Here is a 20456-nt window from a genome sequence, read left to right on the forward strand (position 1 = left end):
ACGTCCCGTGGACGGGCGAAACTTGCGTTTCGCTACGGCAGCCTCGGCCCAATTCCTCGCACCGCTCTTTGTTCGCGCGCCTTGGGAAATCTTGTCAAAACGTGCCAGCACATTTTGACGATTTCCCTCCTAAGGCGTGGCGCGCGTTTGCTTTGAAGTAATAAAGGCCGCCCGCCGTGGCGCGAACGCGTCCGCCGGGCGGGCGCACTCTTCGGGTGGTTTAATGGCAGCCTCTACCCCGTTCTCTGTCCGCGCGGTACCGCGCGAAAAAAAGACAGCACGTCATAGCACGAACAAAAAACGCATAAATTCACTCGCCAGAAAAAGCACGAACGGCCTCTTTGAACTGACGGCCGCGGTCTTCATAATTCCGAAAAAGGTCGAAACTCGCACAGGCGGGGGACAACAAAACCGTATCGCCGGCCTCGGCCACCTCGCGACAGGCGGCAAGGGCGGCTGCCAATGACGAGGTGTCGTAAACCGGAACGACGCCGGTGAAGGAACGGACTAACTTGGCATTGTCGAGCCCCATGCAGACGACGGCACGCACATGCTCCCGCACCAACGGCATCAGAACGCCGTAGTCGTTCCCTTTGTCCGTCCCGCCGGCGATCCACACCGTCGGACGCGTCATCGACTGCAAGGCATACCACACGGAATCGACATTCGTCGCTTTCGAATCATTGATATACTCTACCCCATCGATTGTCGCCACCGGCTCCAGCCGATGCTCCACGCCGCCGAACGTGCGCAGGGTCTCGGCAATCGCCGTGTCCGGCACGCCGGCTTTCCGACAGGCGGCGACGGCGGCCAGCGCATTGGCGATGTTGTGCAACCCTTTGATCCGCATCGCGGCGACCGGAAACTCGAAGCCGTCGCACCTCAACATCCCCGCAACAGCATCGTATGAGGCCGGGCCGGAGGCGCCTTTCACGCAAAAAGAGCAGATCTCGGCCTGTAATCCCGCCTGCACCCGAGGCAAATAGGCCTGGGTCTCCGGATCCTCGCCGTTGCAGACGAAGAGATCGTCCGGCCGAAGGTTCTGCGTGATGCGGAATTTGCTGGCGACGTAGTTCTCCATCCGGTGGTCGTACCGATCCAGATGATCGGGGGTGATGTTCAACAGGAGGGCGATGTCGGCCCGAAAATCGTACATCCCGTCCAACTGGAAACTGCTCAATTCGATCACGTACCAGTCCGGCTGCTCTTCCGGTTCGGTCTCGGCCACCTGCAAAGCCAGACTCCGGCCGATGTTCCCGGCCAGTTCGGCCCGAAAACCGGCTGTGCGCATCATCGCATGGATCAGGGTCGTCGTCGTGGTCTTCCCGTTGCTGCCGGTGATGCAGACGGTGCGGGTGTGCGGCGCAAGGTAACGACCGGCGAACTCGATCTCGGAGATCACGGGTATCCCCCGCTCGCGAATGGCCTGCACGACGGGGGCGCTCTCCGGAATGCCGGGGCTCTTGACCACAAATTCAGCTTCCAAAATAGGCCCGAGGGAATGGGAACCCTCTTCGAAGGCGATCCCCCGTTCCGCCAGGCGAGAACGGTAGGGCTCTTTCAACTGGCCGGCGTCGGAGAGCCAGACGTCGTACCCTTTCGAGGAGGCCAGCACGGCGGAGCCGTATCCGCTCTCGCCGCCGCCCAAAATCACTGCCAATGCCATAGTCGATGCGTTTTTAATCTTGCAAATTTAATGTTTTCCGACGCCCGGCGAGAGGTGCGGAGGACGGTTTATACAAAAAAACGCGCCGCGCAAAAATGCGTAACGCGTTTCGTATTCTTCAGTTCCAAATCAGGCGAATCAGCCAGCTCCCGAGCAGAATCGCCACGTCCACCCACAGCATGATCCGCAGGAGGCGGGGGTGCCGAATCAGGAGCATGGTGGCGCCCAACGGCAACAAGGCGGGAAAAAGCAACAGGCTCTCGCGCAGTCTGCCCTGCAACAAGAGCTGGAGGGAGCGCTGCGCGCCGCAGAAGGGGCAATCGAAGCCGAACAGTTGCCGATAGGCGCAGGGCATGAGGCGATAGCGCCCGACGAGCTCCTCTCAGAGCGAGCTGATCTGGCGGAACCAGTCGGCGCCTTCCGAGAGTCCGACGCCGATGCCGATAATCCCGATGATAACCAGTACGTAGAGGATATAAAGGCCGCCTATGCAAATCCCGATAATGGACAACACGCGACCGGCGTTGGCCATCCCGTATCCGTTGTAGTCGTTGGGTGCGGCGAGGTAGATGGCGCGGGCTTTGTTCCCGAAAACGAGGCCGATAATGCCGAGGATCAGGCCGACGAACCAGCAGCTGGTGACCACGGAGAGAATCCCGAGCACCAACGAAGCGGCTGCATTGGGCAGGCTGGGTTTCGGGGCATAATATCCGCCGCCGGGATTGGGTTGCGGCTGTTGCTGTTCCGATTGGGGTTGGTTTTCGTTGTAGTTTTCCATATCCGTATCCTTTTAGTGTAAAGATTTCACAGACAAAACAGGTGGTCAGGCTTCGTCTTCGCTGGCGGCTGCGGCAAGCCGTTCGGCGTTTTCGGCGAACTGGAGTTTGTCGATACATTCCTGGATGTCGCCGTCCATAAAGGCGGGCAGGTTGTACATGGTGTAGCCGATCCGGTGGTCGGTCATCCGCCCCTGGGGATAGTTGTAGGTGCGGATCTTGGCGGAGCGGTCGCCGGTGGAGACCATGGTCTTCCGCTTGGAGGAGATTTCGTTGAGGTATTTCTGGTATTCGAGGTTATAGATCCGTGTCCGGAGCTCTTCCAAGGCTTTGTCGAAGTTCTTGAGCTGGGATTTCTGGTCCTGGCACTGGACGACGATGCCGGTGGGAATGTGGGTCAACCGGATGGCGGAATAGGTGGTGTTCACGGATTGCCCGCCCGGCCCGGAGGCGCAGAAGGTGTCTTTCCGGATGTCTTCCATCTTGAGGTCGATGTCGAACTCTTCGGCTTCGGGCAGCACGGCGACGGAGGCGGCGGAGGTATGCACGCGGCCCTGGGTCTCGGTCTGGGGCACGCGCTGTACGCGGTGGACGCCGGATTCGTATTTCAAAACGCCGTAAACGCCGTCGCCGGTGATTTTCAGAACGACTTCCTTATAACCGCCGGAGGTGCCTTCGCTCTGGCTGTTGATTTCGGCTTTCCAGCCTCGCCGTTCGAAGAATTTGAGGTACATCCGCAGAAGGTCGCCGGCGAAAATGGCGGCTTCGTCTCCGCCTGCGCCGCCGCGGATCTCCATGATGGCGTTTTTGCTGTCCTGGGGGTCGGCGGGAATGAGCATGAGTTTGATCTCTTCTTCGAGCCGGGCGATGGCGGGTTCGAGGGTCTCGATCTCGCCGCGGGCCATCTCGCGCATCTCTTCGTCTTTCTCGTTGGCGAAGAGGTCTTTGGCTTCCTGTAAGTTAGCGACGGCGGTGCGGTACCGATCGGCGGCTTCGACGATGGGGCCGAGCTCTTTGTATTCTTTATTGAGCTGGATGTATCGTTTCATGTCGCTCATCACTTCGGGATCGGTGATCTGCCGGGATATGGCGGCGTATTTCTCCCGAATGCCGTCCAATTTGGCCAGTATGGTATTATCTGCCATATATCGCGTTTCGTTTCAATCGTACAAAGATAGGCTTTTCGAACCTATTTCCTGCTGTCGCGCGCGGGGGTTGAGAGGATGCTTGTGCATCCTAAGGCTGCCGGCGGCCCAATTCTCTGTCCGCGCGCTGGCGAAAATCTTATTCAAACGCGTGATTCGCGTTTGAATGATTTCCTTCTCCAGCAGTCGCGCGCGGATAGACTTTGAACTGCCTTTGCTCAATTCTTTTTTCGCGCGCCTGCGCGATTCAGTTATTTCGGCTCACCGCCGAAATAGTTGAATCGCTCCTTTAAGCGGGGCGCGCGTCGAGCTCTGTGCTGGACAAAACTGTTCTTTTTGTGAACAAAAAGAACCAAAAAAACTTTAGACGGATGCTGCGCATCCTTAAGCTGCCGATGACACAATTCTTTGTTCCGCGCGCCTGGGGAAATCTTGTCAAAACGCACAAGCGCATTTTGACGATTTCCCTCTTAAGGCGGGGCGCGCGGACAAGTTTTGACCCGGCTAGAACTGTTCCTTTTGTGAACAAAAGGAACCGAAAAAACTTTAGAGCGCATCCCTACGGGATGCTATGGCCGGGTCTACCCGCATAATACAGCTATTCCGGTCGGGTAGACACAGAACCCTAATCGCGCCGGGCGAAGCCGATGTAGTAGATCAAGGTCGCAATCGCGGACAAGGCGGCGACCAGATAAGTCCGGGCGGCCCATGTCAATGCTTCCTTGGCCTGAGCCTGCTGTTGCGAATTCAGAATCTGCTCGTTTTCGAGCCAGGCCAAGGCCCGATGCGAGGCGTTGTACTCTACGGGCAGGGTCACGATGCTGAACAAGGCGGACATGGCGATCATCCCGATGCCGATCCAGAACAATACCAGGTTATTGGTCACGCCGGCCAGCACAATACCGCCGATGATGAACAGAATCGCGAACTTCGAAGAGAAGCTAGTCACGGGAACCAATGCCGAACGCCATTTGAGCGGAGCATACCCCACGGCATGCTGAACGGCGTGGCCGCATTCGTGAGCGGCTACTGCCGCGGCGGCGACGGAGTTGCTCTCGTAGACTGAATCGCTGAGGTTCACGGTCTTGTTGGCCGGGTTGAAGTGGTCGGTCAACTCGCCCGAGACGTGGGTCACGCGGACGTCGGTAATGCCGTTGTCGCGCAACATCTTTTCGGCCACTTCGCGACCGGTCAGACCGCCGGCAAAAGGAACTTTCGAGTATTTGTTGAATACGCTCTGCAAACGGGACTGGACGATAAAACCGACGATCCCGATAGCGATAATGAGCAGGAACTCGGGCCCCATCGAATAGAAGTAGGAGGAGGAAGCGGTCAGCAGTGTCATGATAAAATAGTGTGTGGTTTGGTTATAAAAAACGTGTCGAAAGGTCGTTATCGTATCTTGAGGGTCATCAGCGTAATGGCGGCCAGCAACAATTGGACGATCCAAAAACGGGTGACGATCTTGACTTCGAAGTAGCCTTTTTTCTGGTAGTGGTGGTGCAGGGGGGCCATCAAAAACACGCGGCGGCCTTCGCCGTATCGGTGTTTGGTGTATTTGAACCAAAAGACCTGAATGATCACGGAGCAGCTCTCGACGATAAACACGCCGCAAAGAATGGGCAAGAGGAGTTCTTTCCGGATCAGCAGCGCGAAGACGGCGATAATCCCGCCGACGGCCAACGAGCCGGTATCACCCATAAAGACTTGCGCGGGGAAGGAGTTGTACCACAGAAATCCGAGTAAAGCGCCCACGAATGCCGCGGCAAAGACGAGCAGTTCGCCGGAACCGGGTATATTCATGATACTCAGATACTCGGAATAGATGACGTTCCCGGAGAGGTAGGCGAGAATCCCGAGCACGACGCCGATAGCGGCGGAGACGCCGGCGGCCAGGCCGTCCAAGCCGTCGGTGAGGTTGGCGCCGTTGGAGACGAGGGTGATCACGAAGGTGGCGACGAGAATATAGAGCAGCCAGCCGAGCGTATCGCCCCATTTCCCTTCGATGGGAATCAGGTTGCGGTAGTCTAAGGTGCGGTTCTTGAAAAACGGGACGGTGGTGTCGGTGGATTTCTCGGGCGGGGTCAAATAGAGCACGGTGCGCCGGTTCCCCAAGTCGTTGGCCACGACGCGCTCGGCTTCGTTCTGCTGGCGGGCGGCTGCGGGCTCGCGCGAGACGATCTGGGGGCTGATCCACATGGTGGTGCCGACGATAATCCCGAGGCTCACCTGGCCCAAGATCTTGAATCGGCCGTTAAGCCCCTCTTTCCGCTTGCGAAAGACTTTGATGTAGTCGTCGAGAAAGCCCAGAAGGCCCAACCATACGGTGGTGGCGAGCATCAACTGGACATAGATGTTGGTGAGGTCGGCGAACAAAAGAACGGGCACCAGAATGGCGGCCAAAATAATGAGTCCGCCCATGGTCGGTGTCCCGCGTTTCTGGAGCTGGCCTTCGAGGCCGAGGTTTCGCACCTCTTCACCGATCTGGCGACGCTGGAGCAGGCGGATAATGTATTTCCCAAAAACCATCCCGATGAGCAGCGATACGACGATGGCCAGTGCGGATCGGAAGGATATATAGTTGAACATCCCGGCGCCGGGCAGGTCGATGGTCCGGTCGAGGTATTCGGCGATGTGATAGATCATGGGTTGTTGCGCGCTTTTTCCTGGACAAAGATAGTCATTCCGGCGGGCTTTTCGTCACGGGTGGGAGGATTAACGGAGGCTTTCTGCCGGAGCGCCCCGCCCCGGGCTACCGCGGGCACGATGCGGGCGTGCAGCGTAACGTCGGTAACAGCGGTGACGGCTGGTCTTCTACGGCCGGTGGTACCAATGGCGTGTACTTGAGTTTCTACATGACGTGGCTCAATCCCGGCTACACGAACTTCCGTGCCCACGGTTTTCAGTTGCGCTGCCTCTCGGAATAAACGGGAAAGGGAGTCGCGGGGGCAAGGGGCTGGAGCTGCCCCATGTAGCCGAACTTTATGCGGCCGGACGCCCGGGAGGTGCTATGGGGTAGAAAAGACGCTGTGCTTCCCGCTCGTGGGCAGGCATCCGGCCCGCGCGACTCTGCGAGTCGCAGAAGCTCGGGAAATAATTCGCCCTATTCACTTCCCCCAGACTGTCATGTTCGGCCTGTCGCCCACCCCCCGAGCGGCTTCGCCGCTGGGCGACAGGGCCGGCGGTTCGATGAACCGCAGAAGCACAGCCAATTTGTTTTCGGCCGCAGTCAACGGAGAACGAATATTAAGGCCGAGGCGGCCAGTAAAAGACGCTGTGCGTCCCCTCCGCATCCGGGGGCTGCGGGCCGACCGTTAACACGGGGACTTAGCTATTCGCTCTCAGCCCAAAGCATGACCAACAAGTTCAGCCCAACCCACCGCCCCCAGTCCAAGCCTCATGCTCGGCCAGCGCGGCTCGAAAACCGTAACCGGTTTTCGAGCCTGAAAAACAATCGCAGCCCAAAGCTCGCCCCAGTTCTCCGTCCCGTGTCCGCCTCACTGCGGCTCCGCTGTCGCTCCGCCGGTGCCGCTCGGCACGCGAAAACTGGGCGTGTCTACTCCTAAACGTCGCCCGCGGCAATTCTTGCCGGATTGGCCGAGTACCAACCGGTAGAATATGCCCTTTCAGACGGGCGGGCGACGGAGTTTTTGTGAGTGAGCAATTTTTTCGCGCGCCTGCGCGATTCATCCATATTCGGCTACCGCCGAAATAGTTGAATCGCTCTTTTAGGCGGGGCGCGCGGCTTTGGCTACAGGAGGGGACTGCGCTCAGGCCGCGCGGGCCCCACGTCCCGTGGACGGGAAATGCTTACGCATTTCAACTACCAGCCTCTACCCCTATGCAACGCGGGCAGCCTCAGCCCAATTCCTCGCACCGCTCTCTGTCCGCGCGCTGGCGGAAATCTTGTCCAAAGCGCAAGTCGCTTTGAACGATTTCCTTTTCCAGCAGTCGCGCGCGGTTGAGCTTTGACCCGCCTTCGAACTGTTTCGTTGGCTTCGCGTTGCCTTCGGCTTCCTCGTGCGACCTCGGCAAAGCCCGCAAGCGGTCTCTGCCCTCGATACGCTACTCGGTTCCTCCTCGCCGCTCGGCAATTTGCAAACTGCGTTTGCATTGCACTCGCTGGCAGCGTCGGTTGTGAACAAAAGGAACCGAAAAAACTTTAGAGCGCATCCCTACGGGATGCTATGACCGGGTCTACCCGCATCACACAAATGCGCAGCACGGCAGACGGTCTGCCCTACGCTCACCTATCCCCCAAAAACGAACCGCGTCCGGCATCGCAAAATGCGATACCGAACGCGGTCTCTTATCCAAGAGTCTGGACGGGGGACTACATCATGCCGCCCATACCTCCCATTCCGGCCGGCATAGCCGGTGCCGGATTTTCTTCCTTAATATCGGCCAGCACGCATTCGGTGGTCAGGAACATCGATGCCACGGAAGCGGCGTTTTCCAAAGCCACACGAGCCACTTTGGTCGGGTCGATAATCCCGGCTTTGAAGAGGTCTTCGTACTGGTCGACACGGGCATTGTACCCGAATGCACCCTTCCCTTCTTTCACTTTATTGACCACGACCGAACCTTCGCCGCCGGCATTGGCTACGATCTGACGCAGCGGTTCTTCGATGGCGCGTTTCACGATGTGAATCCCGGTGGTTTCGTCGTCGTTGTCGCCTTTGAGCTTTTCGAGCGCAGCGGTAGCACGGATATAAGCCACGCCGCCGCCCGGGATGATCCCTTCGGCGACCGCAGCACGGGTCGCTGCCAGTGCATCGTCAACGCGGTCTTTCTTCTCTTTCATTTCGACTTCGGTCGCTGCACCTACATAGAGCACGGCCACGCCGCCGGCCAATTTAGCCAGGCGTTCCTGAAGCTTTTCCTTGTCGTAGTCCGAGGTCGAGGCTTCGATCTGTTTCCGGATCTGGGCCACACGATCCTGGATGGCCTCTTTCTTGCCGGCTCCGTTGACGATCGTCGTATTTTCTTTGGTCAGCGTCACTTTCTCTGCCGAACCGAGCATATCGATGGTCGCAGCGTCGAGTTTCAGGCCGGTCTCTTCCGAAATCACGGTTCCGCCGGTCAGAATAGCGATGTCCTGCAACATCTCTTTGCGACGGTCGCCGAAGCCGGGAGCCTTGACGGCAGCAATCTTCAGCGTGCCGCGCAATTTATTGAGCACGAGCGATGAAAGGGCTTCGCCGTCGACGTCTTCGGCGATCACGAGCAGGGCACGCCCGCTCTGTGCCACCGGTTCGAGCACCGGAAGAAGTTCCTTCATGGTCGAAACTTTCTTGTCGGTGATCAGGATGTAGGGCTTTTCGAGGTCGGCTTCCATCTTCTCGGGGTCGGTCATGAAGTAGGGAGAGATGTAACCGCGGTCGAACTGCATCCCTTCGACTACATCGACATGGGTCTCGGTACCTTTGGCTTCTTCGACGGTGATAACGCCTTCTTTCTTCACTTTGCTCATCGCTTCGGCGATCAACTTACCGATGGTGGAGTCGTTGTTGGCCGAAATGGTGCCGACTTGCTCGATTTTGCTGATGTCGTCGCCGACTTGCTGGCTCTGTTTCTGAAGGTCGGCCACGACGGCGGCAACGGCTTTGTCAATCCCGCGCTTCAGATCCATCGGATTGGCGCCGGCGGTCACGTTCTTGATCCCGGTGGTAATAATGGCCTGGGCGAGCACGGTGGCGGTGGTCGTCCCGTCACCGGCGTCGTCGTTGGTCTTCGAGGCTACTTCTTTCACGAGCTGGGCGCCCATATTGGCGACGTTGTCTTCCAGTTCCACTTCTTTGGCTACGCTGACGCCGTCCTTGGTCACTTGCGGGGCACCGAACTTTTTGTCGATCAGTACGTTCCGACCTTTCGGCCCGAGGGTCACTTTCACGGCGTTGGCCAGTGCGTCTACGCCGGCTTTCAACTGTTCGCGGGCATCGGTATCGAATATAATCTGTTTTGCCATCTCTGTAATTGATGTTTTATTTATGAATTTGGTTTGAGGGTACTGTTCTTTTTAACTTTGCTGCGCTCGTTTTCCTCCTCGCCGCTCGGCAATTTGCAAACTATGTTTGCATTGCACTCGCTGGCAGCGTCGGTTGTGAACAAAAAGAACCAAAAAATTCAGACGGATGCAAAATAGAGCGATTAAATAATCGCGAGGATGTCATTTTGTTTCATGATGAGATAATCCTTCCCATCGAACGAGATTTCAGTGCCCGCATACTTGCCGTAGAGCACCTGATCGCCCGCTTTGACCTCCATCTTGACCTCGTCGGTACCCGGGCCCACCGCCACCACCGTACCGGCAAGCGGTTTTTCTTTGGCCGTGTCAGGAATGAAGAGACCCGAAGCGGTTTTTTCTTCCGCCGGTTTCGGCTCGATCAGCACGCGATCTGCTAACGGTTTGATTTTCATGATCGGTAAATGTTTTTTATTTGTTTTGGATTCTGAATTCAGGTTTCGTTCAGCGGTGGCGGTATCGTGCATATTTTGTGCCAAAGCGTGCGCGGCGGCTCTTTATGCCAAAATGACAGCCCGCGGGCTGTCATTTTGAGCATCGAGTATCGGAATAAATGCAGGGCTATCCTGCGATCATACGTTGTATCTCGCGGATGCGCCGCTCCATTTCCGCCGGATCGGAGGGCTCCATGAAGTGACGCACGAGGCAGGGATTCCGGGCGCCGACTGCCAAAACGGCCGGCAGGGTCTCCGGAAAAATCCCGCCGATGGAGACCACCGGCAGCTGCGCGAAGCCGAGCACCTCGCGCAACTGCTCGATCCCGACTACCGGATCGGGCACGGCTTTGGTGGTGGTCGGATAAACAGGCCCGAAGCCGATATAGTCTACTCCCTCGGAAGCCAACGCGGCGCGGGCCTGCTCGATGGAGTGGGTCGAAAGACCCACGATCATCTCCCGGTCGACGATGCGCCGCACAGAGGCCACGGGCAAGTCGCCCTGGCCGACGTGGACGCCGTCGGCGTCGCTCAGCAGGGCGATGTCGGGCCGGTCGTTGACGATAAATCGGGTCTCCGTTCCGCGGGTCACGGCGCGCACTTCGCGGGCGATACGCAGCAGCTCGCCGTCGGGCAAATCCTTCTCGCGCAGCTGGAGCATCCGAACGCCGCAACGCACGGCTGCTTCCGCTGCAACGACGTGTCCCACGGCGGGACGGGTCAGGATGACGTACAGGCCGAAGTTATCCATCGATCCGGGCGATCATCAGTTCGGCAGCTTTCCGGCCCGACATCAGCATGCCGCCGAAAATCGGCCCCATACGGAATGCGCCGCTCACCCCGTTGGCCGCCATACCGCTCACGAACAGACCCGGATAGACCTCCTTGGTGTTCTCGACGGTGAGCCGCTCGCCCTCTTCGACGTTCAGCGACCGTTCGCCGGCCACTTCACCGGTCGGAGTATTGAGCCGGACGTTGTTCTTACGGGCCACCAGGCGGGCGATCATACAGTCGTGGCCGGTGCCTTCGAGCACGGCGCGGGCGGTCACCATCAGAGGGTCGACATGCATCCCTTCGCGCATCACGGGGGCCCAGTTCACGACCAGACCGGCTACCTCTTCGTTGTGGAAGATGACGTCTTCCACGGAGTAGCAGTTAAAAATAGTAGCCCCGGCTTTGGTGGCGGCGTAGACGAGGGCGGAGGTGGCGTGCACGGAGTCCAGCACGTAAGTCCCCTCTTTATAAGGTTTGTAGCTGACGCCGAGTTCGTCGAGGATGGGCAGGGCTTCCTGCTGGACGATGATGTCGTTGAACATCATGGCGCCGCCCCACATGCCGCCGCCGGGGGCGAGTTTGCGTTCGTAGAGAACGACGCGTTTGCCGGCTTTCGCCAGATAGTAAGCGGCCACGAGTCCGGACGGGCCGCCGCCGACGATGGCGGCATCGACCGAGAGGTTGGCTTTCAGCTTTTCGAAATAGTTTTCGACTATCCCGAGGGAAACGAGTTTTTCCATCGTTCGAATGATTTTTTACAGGTACGATTTTCCCCCTCGACAGGCCGGGAGCGTCCGGGGCGCAGGGCCCTCCGGTTCCGGGAGGGGACACAAATATAGGGGTTGCGGCGCAAAAATGCTATTTTTGCCGGACAAGATTTTGCTGACGGGTGGAATATTACGACAAAGACGTGGCACGGGAGCGAATGGATCGCTTCGGGGCGGAGGGGCGGCCGTTTCTGTTCCTGATCGACTACGCGATGCGGGCTTGTGTGGTGGAGCCGCTGGAGGAGGTGGATCCGGCCCGGCTGCTCTATGCGATCGGCGGACGGACGAATGCTTTCGCGCTGGGCGACGAAGCGCCGGAATTAGTATGGGAACCGCGGTTTTGCACGCGGGAGGAGTACGACCGGGGGTTCGAGACGGTCATGGGACATTTGCGGGCGGGGAACAGCTATCTGGTCAATCTGACGTGCGAAACGCCGGTGACTTGCAACCTGACGCTGCGCGAGGTGTTCGACGGCACGGAGGCGCGGTACAAAATCTGGTTCGACAACCGGTTCGTCTGTTTCTCGCCGGAACGGTTCGTGCGGATCGGGGCGGAGGGACGGATTTCGACGTTCCCGATGAAGGGGACGATCGATGCGGCGCTGCCGGAGGCGGAACGGCGAGTGTTGGAGGATGCGAAAGAGGCGGCAGAACATGCGACGATCGTCGATCTGCTGCGCAACGACCTGAGCCGGGTGGCGACGGGGGTGCGGGTGGAGCGGTATCGCTATGTCGACCGGGTGGCGACGCATGCGGGAGAGTTGTTGCAGGTCAGCTCGGAGATCAGCGGGAAGTTACGAACGAATTGGCGCGATCGCGTGGGGTCGATCTTGTTCGAGTTGCTGCCGGCGGGGTCGGTGACGGGGGCGCCGAAACTCCGAACGCTGGAAATCATCGCGGAGGCGGAGACCTACGACCGGGGGTATTATACGGGGGTGTGCGGGCTGTTCGACGGGAGGGAGCTGGAGAGCGGGGTGATGATCCGTTTTCTGGAACGGGCGCCGGAGGCGGAGCGGGGGGAGTATCTGTTCAAGAGCGGCGGGGGGATCACGTTCCGCAGCGACCGGACGGCGGAGTATGCGGAAATGAAACAGAAAGTCTATGTGCCTTTGCGTGGAAACGATACGGATCGCTGACGGCTGCTGGCCGGAGGCTGAAATCCTGCATCTGCATCAGGAGCGGGTCGAACGCACGTGCAGGGAGTTGTACGCCGTCGCCGCGGTGCCGGAGTTGGCGGCGATCAGAAGGGGGTACCCGGTGCCGGGAGATTTACACGAGGGGGTGGCGAAGTGTCGGGTGGTCTACGGGGCTAAGGGGGTCGAGGCGGTGGAATATGGGCGTTATACACCTCCCCGAATCGGTTCGCTGCTGGCGGCGGAGGTCGAGTCTTTCGATTACGGGTACAAGTATGCCGACCGGAGGGAACTGACTGTGTGGCACGAACGGGCGCTGGCGAAGGGCTATGGCGATGCGCTGCTGCTCCGCGACGGGCGGGTCACGGATACGACGTTTTGCAATGTGGCGTTCCGGGTGGCGGGAGGCTCGCGCGAGCTCTGGCACACGCCGGCTTCACCGCTCTTGCGCGGGACGATGCGGGAATGGCTAATCAAACGGGGGACGATCGTCCCCCGTGAAATTCGACTCGAAAACTTACGCGAGGGGCACTACTCCCATATCGCGCTGTTCAATGCGATGAATGATTTCGGCACGCTGCTCTTGCCGATCAACCGAATTGACTATTAATCTATGTACTTTGGGTTGGAGGGTACTGTTCTCTTTGTGAACAAAGAGAACCAGAAAAACTTTAGAGCGCATCCCTGCGGGATGCTCTGGCCGTGTCTGCCCGATTGGGTTGGGCTGGATTTTCGGCGGGCGCGCTAATAATGGGCGAGAACCCCACGCGCGCCGCGCCTGAAAATCACAGCCCAACGAACAAGGCGGAGAGAACCCGTGGTCGTCCCCGTGGGACGACCTCTGCAAAAGTCTTTTGGGTACCTTTCTTTCAAGAAAGGTACGGTTCTATCCAGCACAAAGAACAGATTATAAAGCATTCAGTTCACGGCAAGGAGGCAGTTCGTCGCCGTAGTAATCCGCCAACCGAACCAATTCCCGGCGGAGACGAGTCGTCACCCCGTTCGTTCCCGGCGTACCGTACAGGTTGTGCATCTCGTGCGGATCGCGTTTCAGGTCGTAGAGTTCGAAATAGCACTCCGCCGGAACCGGCGTCTCGTTGCTGAAGAAATAGACCAGTTTCCACCGCCCGTCGTGCACGCCAGCGTGCTGCATCACGTTGTGAATCCCGGGGTTCTCCCAATACCGATAATACAAAGTCTTTCGCCAATCGCGCCCCGGTTTCACCGCCCGGTCGCCGCCCCGGGCCACGGCTCGGAACGATTCGCCCTGCATGCTGTCCGGTTTCTCGATCCCGCACCAGTCGAGCAGGGTCGGGGCAAAGTCGATGTTCTGCACCAAGGTGCTTTCGGCCTCCGTCCCCGCCGGAATTTCAGCCGGATAACGGATCACGAGGGGCATCCGCATCGACTCTTCGTACATGAACCGTTTGTCGAACCAGCCGTGTTCGCCGAGGTAGAAGCTCTGGTCGGAGGCGTAGACCACGATGGTGTTCTCCGCCAGCCCCGTGCTGTCGAGATAGTCGAGCATCTTTCCGATATTCTCGTCCACGGCGGCGATGGTCGAAAAGTAGTCGCGCATGTAACGCTGGAATTTCCAACGGGTCAGACTATCACCGGTAGGAGGATTGTCGTAGTAGGCCTGATTCGCGGCATCGTAGGAGGCGATGTAGGCCTCCCGCTCGGTGGAGTCCATGAACCGATAGTCGGGCCCCCAGTCGGTTTTGGGATCCCACCCGTCGCGACGGGTATAGAGCTTGAGGTCGTAAGCGGGCATCAGGTGGCCGGCGATGCTCATCTCCTGCCGACCGGCGGCCACGCGTCCTTCCCAGGTGTCGAAAAGGTTGTCGGGATAGGGAAAGAAGGTGTGCTCGTGCAAGGTGAGGTGCCGCGGGGCGGGCTGAAAATTCCGATGCGGGGCCTTGTTGTGCACCATAATAAAGAAGGGCCGGTCTTTGTGGGCGTCGATCCAAGCGATACTCTCGTCGGTGACGATGTCGGTCACATAGCCGCGTTGGCGGACGGTGTCGCCACTCATGGTCACGAAGTCGGGGTTGTAGTACATCCCTTGGTCGTCGAGCACTTTCCAGTAGTCGAATCCGGTGGGGTAGGTTTTCAGGTGCCACTTGCCGATAATAGCGGTGGAGTAACCGTTCGCTTTCAGGACTTTGGGCAGGGTGGTCTGCGAACCGTCGAAAAAATCGGCGTTGGTTCGGAAACCGTTGGCGTGACTGTGTTTGCCGGTCAGAATCGTCGCGCGACTGGGCCCGGAGACGGAGTTGCCGCAGTAGGCCCGGTCGAAACGCACGCCTTCGGCGGCTATGCGGTCGATATTCGGGGTCGGGGCGACCTGAGACAGGGGGTGGCCGTAGGCGCTGATGGCCTGCACGGCGTGGTCGTCGGACATGATGTAGACGATATTGGGCCGTTTCTGAGGCTCGGCTGCCGGTTTGTCGGCACTTTGTGCACTGCCGGTCACGGCACACAAGGCGCCGGAGAGGGCGAACAAGGGTCGATTCATGGGTAGTGGTTTATTGCTTCTTGGGTTATTTCTTTTCCGCTTTATAAGGTTGAGTGGGGCGAACCGTAAAACGCCCTGCGGGTATGCACCACAAGGCGTTTACGCATCGTTCAGGCGACGACGATGCCTGTCCGCAAGCTATTTCCGCAAAAATTTCCGGGGTTTGACCATGTTCTCCGGACGAAGAATATTGTCCAGCTCCTCTTGGGACATCAATTTCTTCTCCAACACCAAATCGTAAATCCCCTTGCCGGTATGAAGCGCCTCTTTGGCGAGCTCGGTCGAGGTTTCGTATCCCAGGTACGGATTCAGGGCGGTCACCAAACCGATGCTGTGGTAGACCATATCCCGGCACCGATCCGTATTGGCTGTAATCCCCAGGATGCACTTCTCGCGCAGGGTGTCCATCCCGTGAACCATCATTACGATCGATTCCAGAATGCTGTAGACGATGATCGGTTCCATCACGTTCAGCTCCAGCTGGCCCGCTTCGGCGGCCATGGTCACGGTGAGGTCGTTTCCGATCACCTTGTAAGCGATCTGGTTCACCACCTCGGGAATCACGGGGTTCACCTTGCCCGGCATGATCGACGAGCCGGGCTGCATCGGAGGCAGGTTGATCTCGTTCAGACCGGTTCGCGGCCCGGACGACAACAACCGAAGGTCGTTGCAAATTTTCGACAACTTGACGGCCATCCGTTTCACGGCAGACGAGTAGATCACGAAGGCGCCCGTATCATTCGTCGCCTCGATCATGTTGGTGGCGGCGGTAATCGGAAGCCCGGTAATCTCGCGCAGGTATTTGATACAGATCTGGCTGTACTGCGGATCGGCGTTGATCCCGGTGCCGATGGCGGTGGCGCCCATATTCACTTCGAGCAGCAGTTTGGCGTTCTGTTCCAGGCGGTCGATCTCTTCGGAGAGGTTGGCGGCATAGGCGTCGAACTCCTGACCGAGGGTCATCGGCACGGCGTCCTGAAGCTGGGTGCGCCCCATCTTGATGACTTGGGCGAATTCGATCCCTTTGGCATGGAAGGCGCCGATCAGCTCGCGCAACGAGGCGATCAAGTCCTGGGTCTGATAAATCAGGGCGATCTTCACGGCGGTCGGATAGGCGTCGTTGGTCGACTGCGAGTGGTTCACGTCGTTGTTCGGGTGGCAGTGGGCGTATTCGCCGCGCCGGTGGCCGAGAATCTCCAACGCGCGGTTGGCGATCACTTCGTTGGCGTTCATATTGGTGGAAGTCCCGGCGCCGCCCTGCACCATATCGACGACGAACTGGTCGTCGAGTTTCCCCTGCTCTACTTCGTGGCAGGCGGCGATAATGGCGTCGGCCACGTCAGACTTGATCTCGCCGAGGTCGCGGTTGGCTTTGGCCGCGGCTTCCTTGACCATGGCGAGCGCTTTGATGAAGTAGGGGTACATGCAGAGCCGCACCCGACTGATGTGGAAGTTGTCGAGCGCGCGCATGGTCTGCACGCCGAAGTAGTATTCCACCGGAATGTCCAGTTCGCCCAACAAGTCGTGTTCCCGCCGGGTCTTGCCCGAAAGCGGCATCTTGGTAATGTCCATATCTTTCTGACTTTTTACAAAATTATCACTTGCAATAATCGGCCAACAGGCCTGCCATCTCGCCCTGTAACTGACGGGCGGCCGCGCCGGCTGCTTCGGCGAAGTCGCGACCGTCGGAGGCGTAAATGATTCCGCGCGAGGAGTTGACGAGCAGTCCGCACCGGCTGTTCATCCCGCACCGGGCGACTTCGCTGAGCGACCCGCCCTGAGCGCCCACGCCGGGAACCAGCAGGAAGTGGTCGGGCACGATAGCCCGCACGCGTTCGAGCTGTTCGGCGCGCGTGGCGCCGACGACGTACATCGTATTGTCTTCGGTTCCCCAGCTCATGGAGTTCCGCAGGACGCGTTCATAGAGCATCTCGCCGCCGGCTAAAGCCAAGGTTTCGAAATCCTGCGCGGAGGGGTTGGAGGTCAAGGCGAGCAGCACGGCCCACTTCCCGGGATAGGCATAGAAGGGTTCGGCGGTGTCGCTCCCCATATAGGGCGAGAGGGTGACGGCGTCGAAGTCCATCTCCTGAAAGAAGACGCGGGCGTACATCTGGGAGGTGTTGCCGATATCGCCTCGTTTGGCGTCGGCGATCAGGAATTGCTCGGGATACCGCTCGCGCAGGTACCGGACGGTCTTCACCAGGGCGTTCCACCCTTTCACTCCCGCAGCTTCATAGAATGCGAGGTTGGGTTTATAGCTGACGCAATACGGTGCGGTGGCGTCGATAACGGCCTTATTAAAGGCGAAGATGGGGTCTTCGTCGCCCAGCAGATGCTGGGGCACTTTCTTCAGGTCGGTGTCGAGGCCGACGCAAAGGAAGCTCTCTTTGGCGCGTATCTGTCGAAATAGTTGTTGCGAGGTCATGGCCGGGTTGAGTTTGGGTCGGCTCCGTCTCTCTCTCGGCGGAACCGAACGTGGATATAATAGAGCAAATATAAAGAAGTTTTTACAGAAAACGGGCGCAGGCGGGGAATTAAATCGGATGAATGCTCCGCTGCTTCGCCAGGTGTTTATCCGGAACCGGGATTCAATATTTTTCGTATATTTGAATGGTAATTAAAACCGATTGGCCTATGATGCAAACTTCTCATTAACATATTTTTCCGATTTTTCCTCTTCCGGCGGGCGATGGTCGCGGGGCCGGGAGAGACGACATAAAAAGCGTTAACTTTTATTCTGGCTTCTGAAACTTCGACACTTTCAAAGCTGCCAAGAGTAAAGTGTGACGCCTGCGTAGCAATACGTGGGCTTTACTCTTTTATTTGGCAGCAAGGTAGTCGAAGACCTCAGAAGCAAATAAACGGTATTGTCCCACGTTTTTTATGCCTTTTAACGAAACGAAAAAACTGCCGAGGGGCACGGCAAAATCTACAAACACTTTGCAATCATGACAAGCATAAACATTGCTGACACAACAAAGCTCGGCACCTTATCAACTCAAATTTTCGAAATGTTAAAAGAAAAAGGACTTCATCCCACAACAGAGAGCGAGAGAGTCATCTCTTTCGGCCAAGATCCAATATACATATTAGGTTTAGACACGGAGGCAGAAGGGAACATATTCGTACATCTCTATGCCCGATATACTACCCCACATTTCTCCATGAATGAAAAATTTGAACTTTTCAACAAAATCAACCATACCATGAAACAAGTTAAAATATCTATGGTTCCAGGGGAAGAAGCTGTTCAAATATCATGTGGTTTCTGGATCAACCACTTTGGAGAATTTAAAACAGCTTTCACCGCGCATTTAACTCAATACAAACTGCAGAACTCATATATGCAATACAAGCTGCAACTAAAGAACTCAATTTTTAACCGATGTCAAATTTTCCAACATTTTAAAGACACAACGAAAACAATGAACACCGACAGACGCATAGAGCGGGCAAAATACTACTGCCAAAAATTGAGTCTCAACACATGGGACAGAAACGACATCATCAAACATCTCACTAATTATTATGCGATTACGGACACTCCGAGTCCCTCACCCGAATTGCTTGCCCAATATAACCAGACATTACACCGGATCAATAGACTGGAGTTATTGCACATTGTCAAACGATTCGAAGAATATATCGAGCAGGAAGAATCCCTCTATTATGTCACTCGGGAAGACTTTATCGTAGAGGAACCAGAAGCAATTTGGAACATAGTATATGCAGCAATGGATACCGTTATCCAAAATGACATTGACGCAGCCAAATATGCAAGCAAGAACAGTATCGAAGCACATAATACACGAGTTCGACAACAGAATACTGGATGTATTGTCGGAATGTATATTGCTCTCGCAATCTTCCTGATCTGGTTAATCTGGGGATAATCAATAAACTGTACATCAGCGATTATAAACTCGCCAATGCGGGTAATCTATGCTCAGTAGAGATACAATACCAACAAATCTCCTAAAATACCCAGCAATAAAGTGATCGGGGGCAGTCTCCGAACAGCTCCCGGTCGCTTATACCGAATCTCAAAACTCCATAGCACATGCTAAAGCCACTCTTTCTTTTCCGTCTATTTACCAGCTTGTTTATGGCCGCCCTGCTCAATGCCTGCAGCCCAGCGACACAAGCGACCGACACACAAGATACCATACCCGCTGCCGATACGGTTTACAAAATCGACACGGTAACCATTTGCAAAACGACAACGGATTCTACTGTCTTGCCCAAAGAACTAAACGTAAAAGATTTAGTATTCAAAAACACAACGGTCAAATATGAAGAGGAAGCCTCAAATGGCACCTTGCAGATCGATTGTTCCTACGTCACACCAGTAAATAATACTGCACTAAGAAACTCTATCCTAAAGGAATACAAATATTTATTAAAAGAACATATATTTTGGCTTTCACCCTCTTCTAATTCTTATACAACCGTAGAAAAAACAATAGATAACGCGATAAAAAAGCATAGACAATATATTCAAGACAGTGAACATTCTCTTAGTTCCATAGCACAAGGTACTGTTCCTTATCTTTTCTATAATAAAGAAATTACCTCTATTTCATACGATTGCTATAATAGTTTAGGAGGATCGATGAATTGTATTTTCGATATGAATCATGTCTTTAGGAACCGAGACGGACGACGCCTATACTTGAATGATATTATCAAAGAACGGGACAGGGAAGAATTTTTCCGTATCGCATATGAAGAGTGGGATAGCGAGAAAATGAGATGGTATAATCCATTCGGTAACGTTGCCTTTGCTGCATCATTCCGATATGATGCTACCCATGGACAGTGGCTTACCAATTATCTGCTGAAAAAGAGTTTCTATTTTACGCCGAAAGGTATGGTGCTTTCTGATAATCTATACAATGATATGAAAGATGAAAGAGGAGAATACGACCCTTACTTCGAATATGGAAAAACCGAGCTATTATTACCTTACGAACAGATCAAACACTTACTACAAAGTGACCTTAGAAACGGGAAAGAGCTACTTATTGAGTGATTCTCAATTCTTAAAATGGGAGAGACCCCAAAATCCGAGGTTAGTAAAAACCAAACCCTGATCTTTCATGTGTGCTCGGATGAACGGTTCTTGAATAAAAAAAGCCTCTGGTTATCTTACGATAGCCAGAGGCTTGAAGGAGGCGGCGACCTACTCTCCCACAACTTCGTGCAGTACCATCGGCGC

At 56.3% G+C, this 20456-nt stretch carries 17 protein-coding genes; 4 read left to right on the forward strand and 13 right to left on the reverse strand.

The features are described 5' to 3' along the window. Positions 1 to 310 precede the first annotated feature (310 nt). The 10 genes from murD to ACTO3O_RS08775 form a co-directional block, all read right to left on the reverse strand. On the reverse strand, positions 311 to 1666 hold the full coding sequence (gene murD, locus ACTO3O_RS08730; protein ID WP_297830524.1) for a UDP-N-acetylmuramoyl-L-alanine--D-glutamate ligase: 1356 nt from the start codon (positions 1664 to 1666) through the stop codon (positions 311 to 313). Positions 1667 to 1784: 118 nt separating this feature from the next. Further along, complete coding sequence (locus ACTO3O_RS08735; RefSeq protein ID WP_297830526.1) at positions 1785 to 2021, reverse strand: DUF2752 domain-containing protein; 237 nt, start codon at positions 2019 to 2021, stop codon at positions 1785 to 1787. 27 nt (positions 2022 to 2048) lie between these two features. After that, positions 2049 to 2444 (reverse strand): CCC motif membrane protein, encoded by a 396-nt coding sequence (locus ACTO3O_RS08740; RefSeq protein WP_297830528.1) that lies wholly within the window; start codon positions 2442 to 2444, stop codon positions 2049 to 2051. Between the two features lie 45 nt (positions 2445 to 2489). Continuing rightward, complete coding sequence (gene prfA, locus ACTO3O_RS08745) at positions 2490 to 3587, reverse strand: peptide chain release factor 1 (protein WP_297830530.1); 1098 nt, start codon at positions 3585 to 3587, stop codon at positions 2490 to 2492. A gap of 625 nt (positions 3588 to 4212) precedes the next feature. Next, positions 4213 to 4932 carry a zinc metallopeptidase gene (locus ACTO3O_RS08750; protein WP_294592015.1) on the reverse strand — a complete coding sequence of 240 codons (720 nt, stop codon included), beginning with the start codon at positions 4930 to 4932 and terminating at the stop codon, positions 4213 to 4215. 47 nt (positions 4933 to 4979) lie between these two features. Then, the gene (gene mraY / locus ACTO3O_RS08755; protein ID WP_297830532.1) at positions 4980 to 6233 is read right to left on the reverse strand and encodes a phospho-N-acetylmuramoyl-pentapeptide-transferase; all 1254 of its coding nucleotides are present in this window, start codon (positions 6231 to 6233) and stop codon (positions 4980 to 4982) included. Between the two features lie 1687 nt (positions 6234 to 7920). Next, on the reverse strand, positions 7921 to 9555 hold the full coding sequence (groL, locus tag ACTO3O_RS08760) for a chaperonin GroEL (protein WP_297830534.1): 1635 nt from the start codon (positions 9553 to 9555) through the stop codon (positions 7921 to 7923). A 182-nt stretch (positions 9556 to 9737) separates the two neighbouring features. Then, positions 9738 to 10007 carry a co-chaperone GroES gene (locus tag ACTO3O_RS08765; RefSeq protein ID WP_294592049.1) on the reverse strand — a complete coding sequence of 90 codons (270 nt, stop codon included), beginning with the start codon at positions 10005 to 10007 and terminating at the stop codon, positions 9738 to 9740. Positions 10008 to 10173: 166 nt separating this feature from the next. Beyond that, on the reverse strand, positions 10174 to 10797 hold the full coding sequence (thiE, locus tag ACTO3O_RS08770) for a thiamine phosphate synthase (protein ID WP_297830536.1): 624 nt from the start codon (positions 10795 to 10797) through the stop codon (positions 10174 to 10176). Beyond that, positions 10790 to 11560 carry a sulfide-dependent adenosine diphosphate thiazole synthase gene (locus ACTO3O_RS08775; protein ID WP_294592064.1) on the reverse strand — a complete coding sequence of 257 codons (771 nt, stop codon included), beginning with the start codon at positions 11558 to 11560 and terminating at the stop codon, positions 10790 to 10792. Before ACTO3O_RS08775 ends, thiE begins: the two co-directional genes overlap by 8 nt. Positions 11561 to 11709: 149 nt before the next feature. Between ACTO3O_RS08775 and ACTO3O_RS08780 the strand changes: the two genes are divergently transcribed. Both ACTO3O_RS08780 and ACTO3O_RS08785 read left to right on the forward strand, forming a co-directional pair. Beyond that, positions 11710 to 12723: an aminodeoxychorismate synthase component I gene (locus tag ACTO3O_RS08780; RefSeq protein WP_297830539.1), complete on the forward strand. Its 1014-nt coding sequence runs from the start codon at positions 11710 to 11712 to the stop codon at positions 12721 to 12723. Then, positions 12701 to 13330, forward strand: a complete 630-nt coding sequence (locus tag ACTO3O_RS08785; RefSeq protein WP_297830541.1) for an aminotransferase class IV — start codon at positions 12701 to 12703, stop codon at positions 13328 to 13330. Before ACTO3O_RS08780 ends, ACTO3O_RS08785 begins: the two co-directional genes overlap by 23 nt. 297 nt (positions 13331 to 13627) lie before the next feature. On the opposite strand, the gene ACTO3O_RS08790 is transcribed toward ACTO3O_RS08785, so the two are convergent. From ACTO3O_RS08790 to pyrF, 3 genes are all read right to left on the reverse strand, one after another. Further along, positions 13628 to 15238 (reverse strand): sulfatase family protein, encoded by a 1611-nt coding sequence (locus ACTO3O_RS08790; RefSeq protein WP_297830543.1) that lies wholly within the window; start codon positions 15236 to 15238, stop codon positions 13628 to 13630. Positions 15239 to 15376: 138 nt separating this feature from the next. After that, the gene (aspA, locus tag ACTO3O_RS08795; RefSeq protein ID WP_297627700.1) at positions 15377 to 16810 is read right to left on the reverse strand and encodes an aspartate ammonia-lyase; all 1434 of its coding nucleotides are present in this window, start codon (positions 16808 to 16810) and stop codon (positions 15377 to 15379) included. A 25-nt stretch (positions 16811 to 16835) separates the two neighbouring features. Then, complete coding sequence (gene pyrF, locus ACTO3O_RS08800; protein ID WP_294592075.1) at positions 16836 to 17663, reverse strand: orotidine-5'-phosphate decarboxylase; 828 nt, start codon at positions 17661 to 17663, stop codon at positions 16836 to 16838. 523 nt (positions 17664 to 18186) lie between these two features. Between pyrF and ACTO3O_RS08805 the strand changes: the two genes are divergently transcribed. Together ACTO3O_RS08805 and ACTO3O_RS08810 are read left to right on the forward strand one after the other, a co-directional pair. Then, positions 18187 to 19131, forward strand: coding sequence for a hypothetical protein (locus ACTO3O_RS08805; RefSeq protein ID WP_297830545.1), 945 nt, complete (start codon positions 18187 to 18189; stop codon positions 19129 to 19131). Between the two features lie 167 nt (positions 19132 to 19298). Then, on the forward strand, positions 19299 to 20270 hold the full coding sequence (locus tag ACTO3O_RS08810) for a hypothetical protein (protein ID WP_298081031.1): 972 nt from the start codon (positions 19299 to 19301) through the stop codon (positions 20268 to 20270). Positions 20271 to 20456: the final 186 nt, after the last annotated feature.

Source organism: Rikenella sp., assembly GCF_056799795.1.

Coding starts and splice junctions, on each gene's coding strand:
- murD (WP_297830524.1), bottom strand. CDS start 1,666: ATGGCATTGGCAGTGATTTTGGGCGGCGGCGAGAGCGGATACGGCTCC.
- ACTO3O_RS08735 (WP_297830526.1), bottom strand. CDS start 2,021: ATGCCCTGCGCCTATCGGCAACTGTTCGGCTTCGATTGCCCCTTCTGC.
- ACTO3O_RS08740 (WP_297830528.1), bottom strand. CDS start 2,444: ATGGAAAACTACAACGAAAACCAACCCCAATCGGAACAGCAACAGCCG.
- prfA (WP_297830530.1), bottom strand. CDS start 3,587: ATGGCAGATAATACCATACTGGCCAAATTGGACGGCATTCGGGAGAAA.
- ACTO3O_RS08750 (WP_294592015.1), bottom strand. CDS start 4,932: ATGACACTGCTGACCGCTTCCTCCTCCTACTTCTATTCGATGGGGCCC.
- mraY (WP_297830532.1), bottom strand. CDS start 6,233: ATGATCTATCACATCGCCGAATACCTCGACCGGACCATCGACCTGCCC.
- groL (WP_297830534.1), bottom strand. CDS start 9,555: ATGGCAAAACAGATTATATTCGATACCGATGCCCGCGAACAGTTGAAA.
- ACTO3O_RS08765 (WP_294592049.1), bottom strand. CDS start 10,007: ATGAAAATCAAACCGTTAGCAGATCGCGTGCTGATCGAGCCGAAACCG.
- thiE (WP_297830536.1), bottom strand. CDS start 10,797: ATGGATAACTTCGGCCTGTACGTCATCCTGACCCGTCCCGCCGTGGGA.
- ACTO3O_RS08775 (WP_294592064.1), bottom strand. CDS start 11,560: ATGGAAAAACTCGTTTCCCTCGGGATAGTCGAAAACTATTTCGAAAAG.
- ACTO3O_RS08790 (WP_297830543.1), bottom strand. CDS start 15,238: ATGAATCGACCCTTGTTCGCCCTCTCCGGCGCCTTGTGTGCCGTGACC.
- aspA (WP_297627700.1), bottom strand. CDS start 16,810: ATGGACATTACCAAGATGCCGCTTTCGGGCAAGACCCGGCGGGAACAC.
- pyrF (WP_294592075.1), bottom strand. CDS start 17,663: ATGACCTCGCAACAACTATTTCGACAGATACGCGCCAAAGAGAGCTTC.
- ACTO3O_RS08805 (WP_297830545.1), top strand. CDS start 18,187: ATGACAAGCATAAACATTGCTGACACAACAAAGCTCGGCACCTTATCA.
- ACTO3O_RS08810 (WP_298081031.1), top strand. CDS start 19,299: ATGCTAAAGCCACTCTTTCTTTTCCGTCTATTTACCAGCTTGTTTATG.